This is a genomic window from Candidatus Thermoplasmatota archaeon, assembly GCA_034660695.1.
GTDB lineage: Archaea > Thermoplasmatota > E2 > UBA202 > DSCA01 > JAYEJS01.
Genome location: JAYEJS010000084.1, coordinates 1 through 8,269 on the forward strand (window position 1 = coordinate 1; position 8,269 = coordinate 8,269).

Annotated in this window: 10 protein-coding genes; 5 read left to right on the forward strand and 5 right to left on the reverse strand. The window is 40.3% G+C overall.

From position 1 onward, the window contains the following. The 3 genes from U9O96_04335 to U9O96_04345 all read left to right on the forward strand — a co-directional run. Positions 1–1,848, forward strand: a 1,848-nt coding sequence (locus U9O96_04335; GenBank protein MEA2054327.1) for a hypothetical protein, incomplete at its 5' end; no start/stop codon positions are given. A gap of 8 nt (positions 1,849–1,856) precedes the next feature. Then, a complete protein-coding gene (locus U9O96_04340; protein MEA2054328.1) occupies positions 1,857–2,003 on the forward strand; it encodes a hypothetical protein in 147 nt (48 codons plus the stop codon). Positions 2,004–2,109: 106 nt separating this feature from the next. Then, positions 2,110–2,268 carry a hypothetical protein gene (locus tag U9O96_04345; protein MEA2054329.1) on the forward strand — a complete coding sequence of 53 codons (159 nt, stop codon included), beginning with the start codon at positions 2,110–2,112 and terminating at the stop codon, positions 2,266–2,268. Between the two features lie 9 nt (positions 2,269–2,277). On the opposite strand, the gene U9O96_04350 is transcribed toward U9O96_04345, so the two are convergent. Together U9O96_04350 and U9O96_04355 are read right to left on the reverse strand one after the other, a co-directional pair. Next, positions 2,278–2,676: a DUF120 domain-containing protein gene (locus tag U9O96_04350; protein MEA2054330.1), complete on the reverse strand. Its 399-nt coding sequence runs from the start codon at positions 2,674–2,676 to the stop codon at positions 2,278–2,280. Further along, entirely contained in the window at positions 2,666–2,911 is a 246-nt protein-coding gene (locus tag U9O96_04355) for a hypothetical protein (protein MEA2054331.1), read from the reverse strand. The genes U9O96_04350 and U9O96_04355 overlap by 11 nt, the downstream gene beginning before the upstream one ends. A gap of 45 nt (positions 2,912–2,956) precedes the next feature. Between U9O96_04355 and U9O96_04360 the strand changes: the two genes are divergently transcribed. Next, on the forward strand, positions 2,957–3,889 hold the full coding sequence (locus U9O96_04360; protein MEA2054332.1) for a GTPase: 933 nt from the start codon (positions 2,957–2,959) through the stop codon (positions 3,887–3,889). A 6-nt stretch (positions 3,890–3,895) separates the two neighbouring features. On the opposite strand, the gene U9O96_04365 is transcribed toward U9O96_04360, so the two are convergent. Beyond that, a complete protein-coding gene (locus U9O96_04365; protein ID MEA2054333.1) occupies positions 3,896–4,666 on the reverse strand; it encodes a 30S ribosomal protein S3ae in 771 nt (256 codons plus the stop codon). A gap of 101 nt (positions 4,667–4,767) precedes the next feature. On the opposite strand from U9O96_04365, the gene U9O96_04370 reads away from it, so the two are divergent. Beyond that, the gene (locus U9O96_04370; protein MEA2054334.1) at positions 4,768–6,114 is read left to right on the forward strand and encodes an acetyl ornithine aminotransferase family protein; all 1,347 of its coding nucleotides are present in this window, start codon (positions 4,768–4,770) and stop codon (positions 6,112–6,114) included. 6 nt (positions 6,115–6,120) lie between these two features. Here the strand turns inward: U9O96_04370 and U9O96_04375 are convergent, their stop codons facing one another. Further along, the gene (locus U9O96_04375) at positions 6,121–7,194 is read right to left on the reverse strand and encodes a tRNA (guanine(10)-N(2))-dimethyltransferase (protein MEA2054335.1); all 1,074 of its coding nucleotides are present in this window, start codon (positions 7,192–7,194) and stop codon (positions 6,121–6,123) included. After that, complete coding sequence (locus U9O96_04380) at positions 7,191–7,739, reverse strand: NTPase (protein MEA2054336.1); 549 nt, start codon at positions 7,737–7,739, stop codon at positions 7,191–7,193. Before U9O96_04380 ends, U9O96_04375 begins: the two co-directional genes overlap by 4 nt. Between the last annotated feature and the right edge of the window lie 530 nt (positions 7,740–8,269).

Below are 8,269 nucleotides of genomic sequence, written 5' to 3' on the forward strand. Positions count from 1 at the left end.
GACTTGCTTGGTGGTAAAGTGAGTGGTAGTGACACTGCAACTGTGACAATCTACATTCCACCATCTCTTTTCATAACGAAATCAGATTCACCAGACCCGATTCAGCCAGGAGAAACATTAACTTATACAATCATCGTAAAGAATACCGGTGGCGCTCCTGCAGATAATGTTGTGGTGAGAGAAAACTACGATTCAAACTTCATATATGCAAGCTCAAACCCACCCCCAGATAGCGGCAATAACCGCTGGAATCTGGGTACTATCGCAGCTGGTGGAAGTAAAACTATAACCATTACCGGAATTGTTGCAAATAACAATGAGACATCTTTGCTCAACATGGCTACTTACACCTCATCAAATGCAGGTAACGGGAGAGCAACCGAAAGTACAAAAGTAGTCTATCCTTCTATCGGCATAGAAAAAGATGGACCGTTAAGCGTCGAGGCTGGGGGAGAGATTACCTACATCATAACATACTACAATCCAAGCGATGTCCCATTATCCAATGTCATAATCGAGGATACCTATCCACCCCACACCACATTTATATCCGCCACCCCCAAACCCAATACAGGAAATAACATATGGATGATTGGAAACTTGGCACCCCATACTGCAAAAACCATGCACATCACACTGTCTGTTGACTCGCCTCTTCGGAACAATACTGTTTTAACAAATTACATCGAAATAACATGTGATGAAGGAGTCAGCGACAATGATACGGCGGTTACAGTAGTAAAGTCAAAACCTGTCTTAACAGTGAAAAAATCTGACAATCCTGATCCAGTTCAGGAAGGAAACATCTTAACATACATAATTTGGGTTAATAATACAGGAAATGAGGATGCCACAAACGTCATTGTAATAGATGACTATAACCAAAGTTTCCTCATAATAAATGATACAGACGGAGGTATTGATAATGGTGACAACATTTCATGGACTATCGACACACTTCATGCCGGAGAAAGCATACTCTTTACAATTACAACAAACGTCAAAATTACTGGAATAAAAGCAAATACAATAATATACAATTTTGTCAATACAACGTGTGATGAAAAGGCAAATGCAAGCGATGTAGAACCAACGACCATTATGCCTATACCACTTCTTGCCGATCCCTTGCTGGTTATAGACAAAACAGACTCAGCCGATCCTGTCGAGCCCACATATGAACTAACATACACACTAACCGTAAGAAACATAGGCAGTGGAGATGCGACCAATGTTATCATAACCGACAAGCTCCCGGAAAATGTAAGTTATCTCTCGGCATCTGTATCGCCAGACAATATTCAGGACAAAATGCTTACATGGAATATAGGAAATCTTGCATCGGGCAATTTATTTACGTTATACGTTACAGTAAAAGTGCATTACGGCCTTGAGACAGGCACTGTCCTTAACAACACGGCAAATGTAACATGCGACGAAGGAGTGGAAGACGAAACATGGGAGACGACGACTATTACGAATGTGCCGCCTGTTACGGTCAAAGAATTCCATGGGGAAGTAACAAATGTTCCGATATTTTGGTATTACATCATTCATTATATTCCCAAAGCTACTGCCATAACCCTTGAAGCAACAGATTACCCGATTCCTGGTGCTTCGGACGTGAATCATACCTATTACAGAATATGGAGATGGGACAATGACTTGCAAAAATGGATGCTTTTATTCAACTGGAAGGAATATTATAGAGGGTATATCGACCTGGCACAGCTCGGGGAAATGTACGGTTACTCGCCATATGGAAAATATGAGATAGACTTTTACAGCATAGACAAAGCAGGAAATAGAGAGATGATGAAATGGAACGACGTATACGTTTATGAGTGAGGTAAAAAATGGACGATAGAATATTTAAAAGATCGCTAATAAGGTCTATTGCTTTGATGGCTGACATTTACCCGGAGCATCACATATATGAAGAGGGGGTAAATGATCAACGTATAAGGGCCATGATGCAGGCATATCTGGCAATCAAACCTTAAAGGCGTCAATTCCCAGGCGGGGATTGTAATATACTTACATTACAAAAAAAATCATCTGGCTTTATATATACCCTCGGCGTTTTTATACAATCCGGGGAGGAATAAAATGCATATATGCCCGTACTGTAGCAAAATAATGAGGCAATTTAACTTTGGACATAAGACATGCTGGGTTTGCCCGTATTGCGGGTACGAGGAAACCATGGAAAACAGCGAGTATTACAACTTCGAGTATCTTTATCTATCCTCGGTTGTATTCAGCTGACCGAAATGTTTATTCTATAAAAACATCAATTACATCTCCATCATTCAATGAAAATTCATCTCTCAAACTTTTGTTTGATATTATCTCCATTACGTTGTCATGCTGACTTTTTTCCGGCATAACCACGACCGCTTTTACCATTCCATTCAATATGCAGTTAAAGCATTTCACCTCCCCGAATTTTTCTCCATTTTTTTTGAAACCGGCGATTTCGATTCCCTTTTTTTCCTTCAATATCTGAAATTTTTCATAATCTTTTTCAATAACCAATAAATTTAGCGTTCCGGGGAAGGGTATAAATCCAAAGACTTTATGAAACTGTTCTGCATACTCGTCTTTAACAATATACAATCGACCTTCACCTTTACCAGATGCAACTTCCCCTCTTATCAACATTTCATATGGCATTACTACCCTTGAGTTTGGCAAAAATTTTCTTGCCCATATCAGTAAGTTCCAGCCTGCCGTCATCATCCTTTATTATACCATTTTTTTTCAGGTCTGATACAGCATTTTCTACCATCTTGGGAAAGAGATGCTGCTTTTTTGCTATCGTATTTATGGAATTCCCTCCAGATGCTATCTCCAAAAATACGGATTTGCGGAACTTGTTTGACAGGATGAAACCCTCTTCTTTATCCATTTTTCACCGATACATTAATTTGCTTTTGTTAGATAAACTTTTTCCATGATGCACATTCCGAAAATAGAATCGGCAGATGAATTGATCGACAGGGCATTCAGAAAAGCAAAAGAGATAAAAAACTTTAATAAAAAAAAGAAGGCGATACAAAAAATTCGAATGGTACAAAAAACCATTGATTCGTGCCTGAATAAATATGTCAAGGCATTTCCTAGTTTTGACAATCTGCACCCTTTTTACAATGAGCTGCTTGACGTTGCAGTTGGAATTGATGAGTTAAAAAAATCACTTGGGGCAATAGACTGGGCAAGGAAAAAATGCAATGATATTTCCAGGATAGAAATTAAAAAGATGAGAAGAAGCAAGGAGTATGATAAGATAGTCAAATCAGCGTACGGTAGAATCTCTTCAATTGTTTATCGTGTTAGTAAAAACCTGGAATTTTTGGAAGAAGCAAGAATAAAAATTCGCAATATACCATCCATCGAGATAGACAGTCCAACCGTTGTGATAGTAGGGTATCCAAATGTTGGGAAATCGTCTCTCCTCCGCCATCTCTCACTGGCAAAACCAAAAATCGCTCCATACCCTTTTACAACAACGGGACTTGTACTAGGCCATTTTTCGGTGGAGAAAAAATACATAGAACATAAAGTACAGGTAGTGGAAGCTCCCGGCCTCCTCGACCGCCCTTTATCTCCCAAAAACAGGGTGGAAAAACAGGCGATGGCAGCCATATATTATCTTGCAAATGTCATTGTATTCATGATTGATCCGACCCAGTATTGCGGTTATTCTATCAAGGAACAGGAAAATCTTTTAGCCAGTATGAAAAAGGACATATCTCTCCCAATAATTGTTGTAGAAAACAAATCAGATTTATGCAAATCGGACAGAAAATGCCTGAAAATATCGTGCAAATCTGGAGATGGAATATCCGAATTAAAAGAAGAAATAATAAAAAATCTGGAGTTATAATTTTTTTTATTCTTTTATTTCCTCAGGAGTAATTGGTGCAGCCTCTTCAGTTTCCTCAACATCCGCTGTCTGCTCATCCAAATGCTCTTCTTCATCCGCTTCATTCTCCGTAACTGCTTCTTCAGTTACCTCTTTAGTATTACCTTCTAATATCTCTTTACCTGCCTCCTCCTCGGCTTCTTCGCTTATCATTGCTTTGATCTTGGGGATTTCAAGAATTTTCGATTTGTAAATCTCAACCCTCTTTATGGGATAAATTTTTTTGGACAGCCTGTATGCTTCCCTGCCCAATTCACCATCAAGCATTAACTTTACAAACCCATCAAAATCTCTGGTGCCTGCTTCTTTTTCTGCCGTTTCCTTAAGTATTTCCCTTATCGCCTTTTTCTGGGATGACTGGATTCTCTTGGTCGCTAAAGCTGACGGACTAATTCTCACCCCTATTCCGTCCTTGGTTTTGATATCAAACACGCCATCTACTTTAGATTTGTGTTTTCTGCTCATTCTTTTGATATAGTCTGAAGTCAAAGAATGGCCGATGAATACAGTATTTGCCTCCAATCCTTTTGTCTCCACTATTTTAAATTTGAGCTTTATATGCGATTTTGCAAAATCATTTGTCAGTTCCTGGAGTGATATCTCAACATTCCTGTTAATTAATTTTTCCGGGTCATCGGCAACAGCCTCCGCTATTTTGGCTTTTCCAAACGTGTGAGGGGCCAGCACGCCATACCACTCCTTTTCTTTCTTTTTTCGTTTGGTTCTCTCCCTTGGCATCTGCCATGTAATAAAACTTCCTTATTTAAAGGAATTGGTGAATTGATTGTAAAAACAGGGCAAGCAAACAATTTTTAAAGCAATTTGCCATTCCGTCAGCCATGATAACAGGAAAAGAAGAAAGACCGAGAATTTTGACAGATTTGCCTGGCAGAGAAGGAAAAAAAATAATTGCTGAAGATGAGAAGTACCTTGCAACAACCACAAAGGCGTCTCCTGCTGTTGTTAAAGAGGCAAAAGGGATAGTGTTTGAAGATGTGGACGGCAACATATTCTTTGATTTTACTTCAGGTGTGGGTGTTGTTAATACAGGACATTGCCATCCCTCTGTGGTAAATGCAATAAATGAGCAGGCTAAAAAAGTGATTCATTTTGCCGGAACCGATTTTTATTATGACGTGCAGGTCAAACTTGCAAAGCGTCTATGCGAGATAACGCCCGGCAATTTTGAAAAGAGAGTTTATTACGGAAACAGCGGTGCCGAGGCCGTAGAAGCGGCGATAAAGCTTGCAAGATGGAGCACGAAGAAAAAATTTATGCTGGCTTTTATGGGGGCCTTTCATGGAAGAACCATGGGTGCACTTGGACTGACGGCAAGCAAAATTTTGCACAAGCAGAATTTCTTTCCATGGATGCCAGGCGTCGTCCATGCTCCCTATCCAAATCCATATAGAAACGTATTTGGTATAGACGGGTACGAAAATCCCGAGGAACTGGTGAATAGAGTTATAGGTTACATAGAAGAGATGTTCAGAAGATATGTACCTCCAGATGAAGTTGCGGCAATATTTGTGGAATCGTTGCAGGGAGAGGGAGGATATATCGTTCCGCCCCCGACCTTTTTGAAAGAATTGCGAAAACTGGCGGATAATTACGGCATAATCCTCGTTGACGACGAGATACAGGCTGGCTTTGGAAGAACGGGTAAAATGTTTGCCATCGAGCATTTCAATGTTGAACCTGATGTCGTAACCGTTGCAAAGGCGATGGGGTCGGGAATGCCAATAGGGGCAGCCGTTTTCAATGCCAGATACGACTTCAGGGTTAAAGGGGCACACTCGACAACATTTGGAGGGAATCTCGCTGCATGCGCATCTTCACTTGCCACAATAGATGTCATAGAAAAAGAAAAGCTTGTAGAAAATGCCGCAAGACAGGGAAAGATAATGCGTAAAAGATTGGATGAAATGAAAGAAAAATATGAAATAGTCGGCGATGCACGCGGTCTTGGGTTGATGCAGGCAACCGAAATAGTCAAAAGCAAAAAAGGCAAGGAAGCAGCACCGAAGATAAGAGACGAGATTGTAAACAGGGCGTTGAAAAAAGGTCTTCTCCTTCTTTCATGCGGTGAATCAACAATACGTTATATCCCACCGTTATGCATAACAACGAAACAGGTTGAGGCGGGTATGGACATCGTAGAGGAGTCAATAAAGGAGGTGAGGTAAGTATCTCTACTGCTGTAACTGCCTGAAGACTTTCTCGATCTCTTTCACATTTGCATCGGTCTTGAAACCGATTGGGGAAAAATGAGTTCTTGACGCAAAAAAATCCTTCTCCCTCAGCCTTCCTATAATATCCAAAAGTTTTGGCTGCACTATCTTAAGCCGCTTGCATATAGAGCTACCATCGTAATACATTGGAGGAGCATCAACCTCTTCCTTTATAATCTCCAGCAATTTTTTGTTTCTTTTATTTTCTGCTTTTTCCGCCATAAACTCAACAACATCTTTATCATTTAACGAACCAATCCACAGAGGACCAGCCCATTTCTCCCCCCTTTCATTGCAAAATTTCCTTGTTTTCCATCCATTATCTCTGCAAATCCAGCCTATTTTCTTCACCGCCTCGCCCCCTTTTCTAGCTCCTTTCTCCAGACGCAGATACACCCTGAAATAGTGGTCGTGGGAATACAAAAAAACTGGATATGCACCGTAACCCTTCATTGCGGCAGTCCTGACCAAAAAGCCTATGAGTATTCTCAGCCCGATTTCTTTCATGCCTTCGCCATGCATAGGAACCGCCCCATATCGCCTGATGCACGTGCTTTTATAAACCCCACAGAGAGTAGCTTTATCTGTGGCGGTAAATGCAGCAAAGCCCTTCCCTCTCATTCTTTCAAAAGCAGAGAGAGCAAAAGGCGCAGGAGAACCGTAGGGGTCGATATCTATGTAGTCATATTTATTACGGCAAAGCATCCTTATATCCCCATTCATTGCATTTATCTTCAAATTATTAATCTCGGCATTCTTCTTTATTATTTCATATGAAACGGGATTGATTTCATTTATGTGCATGTCTATTCCTTCAACTTCATTTGCTATCCTTATGCCCCTGACACCAGTCGCTCCAAGTCCATCTAAAAATTTTTTGCATCCGTTTTTTACTGCGTACCAGCAGAATAGAACGCATAAGTCACGGTCCAGCTTCATCGCCGGATTATAAAATTTATCTCTTTTGATTCCAGGACCTTTATCTTTAACCTTTCCATACAATAAAATTTTTGTTTTGCCCTCCTTACCTATCATCTAAATCCTTCTTTCAGAATTCTGTCTATCTTATATGGCAATATATTCCTATTGACAGGGGTTAGTTCTAATATGCGGACGTTATCCATATTTCTTATGTCCTGCAATAGCGAATCCCTTGATTTTTTGTGGAGTGTAAGGAGCAGAGGCTTATCAGAGTCCAAAGCTCTGCGAACCGCCTCCCTGAATTTTTTGCTTTCCAGTTCCATTTTTCCAACTTCATCTATAATTATGATATCAACATTTTCATCATCTATCGCATTCTGTATGGCCGGTATGCCGATCTTTTCAAGCACTTTCAGATCTATCCTATATTTGCCCACGCGGTAAATTGTATCTAGGTCAACATGAGCAAAAATTCCTTCTTTTTTTGTAAGCCAGTCTATAACCTTAAATCCAACTCTTTCCCCTTTCCGCTCAATACTTTCCGTTATCATTCCCCCGAACACAAACTCATTTTCCAACCTTCTTATAACATTTATGAGGCCTTCCGTTTTGCCCACTCTTGGCGCACCTGTTATCCCTATTTTTGGTGTAAGTACCATTCTCAGTATGAATGCAATCCCGCTTTAAAAACATTGTTTAGCCATAATTATCTTGACTTTGTCAGATTTATTTTTTTGAAATAACCCTCAATTTTTCGTAACTTTTTTCTTCACTCAGTATCTCTCTCGATAATATTGAGGGGATGCAAAATGAAATTTACGCTATCAGTTGAGGATTTACATGGAACGGTCGATAGGCTAAAGTATGTGCACGGGATATATGTTCATCGGTTTGTGACTAGAACTCGGAGTGTTGCTAAACAGTCCTTTCAGTATCTTCAGGGGAAGCTATTGGAAAAGGGGAAAGGTAATATGTGCAGTTATGCTAAGGATGTTCCAGATTGCAATAATCAGTCTCTGCAGCATTTTATCTCTTCTTCACCCTGAGATCATAGACCCGTGATTGACGATATCCAGAAGGATGTAACCCGGTTTATTGGGGATGAGAGGAATGGTGCTTTGCAGGTGGATGAATGTGGCTTTCCCAAGCAGGGAGAGCATTCAGTTGGTGTAAAACGTCAGCATTGTGG

What these genes read in the sequence shown, in the direction of transcription:
- U9O96_04340 (MEA2054328.1), top strand. Translation starts at nt 1,857, where the DNA reads ATGGACGATAGAATATTTAAAAGATCGCTAATAAGGTCTATTGCTTTG.
- U9O96_04345 (MEA2054329.1), top strand. Translation starts at nt 2,110, where the DNA reads ATGCATATATGCCCGTACTGTAGCAAAATAATGAGGCAATTTAACTTT.
- U9O96_04350 (MEA2054330.1), bottom strand. Translation starts at nt 2,676, where the DNA reads ATGCCATATGAAATGTTGATAAGAGGGGAAGTTGCATCTGGTAAAGGT.
- U9O96_04355 (MEA2054331.1), bottom strand. Translation starts at nt 2,911, where the DNA reads ATGGATAAAGAAGAGGGTTTCATCCTGTCAAACAAGTTCCGCAAATCC.
- U9O96_04360 (MEA2054332.1), top strand. Translation starts at nt 2,957, where the DNA reads ATGATGCACATTCCGAAAATAGAATCGGCAGATGAATTGATCGACAGG.
- U9O96_04365 (MEA2054333.1), bottom strand. Translation starts at nt 4,666, where the DNA reads ATGCCAAGGGAGAGAACCAAACGAAAAAAGAAAGAAAAGGAGTGGTAT.
- U9O96_04370 (MEA2054334.1), top strand. Translation starts at nt 4,768, where the DNA reads ATGATAACAGGAAAAGAAGAAAGACCGAGAATTTTGACAGATTTGCCT.
- U9O96_04375 (MEA2054335.1), bottom strand. Translation starts at nt 7,194, where the DNA reads ATGATAGGTAAGGAGGGCAAAACAAAAATTTTATTGTATGGAAAGGTT.
- U9O96_04380 (MEA2054336.1), bottom strand. Translation starts at nt 7,739, where the DNA reads ATGGTACTTACACCAAAAATAGGGATAACAGGTGCGCCAAGAGTGGGC.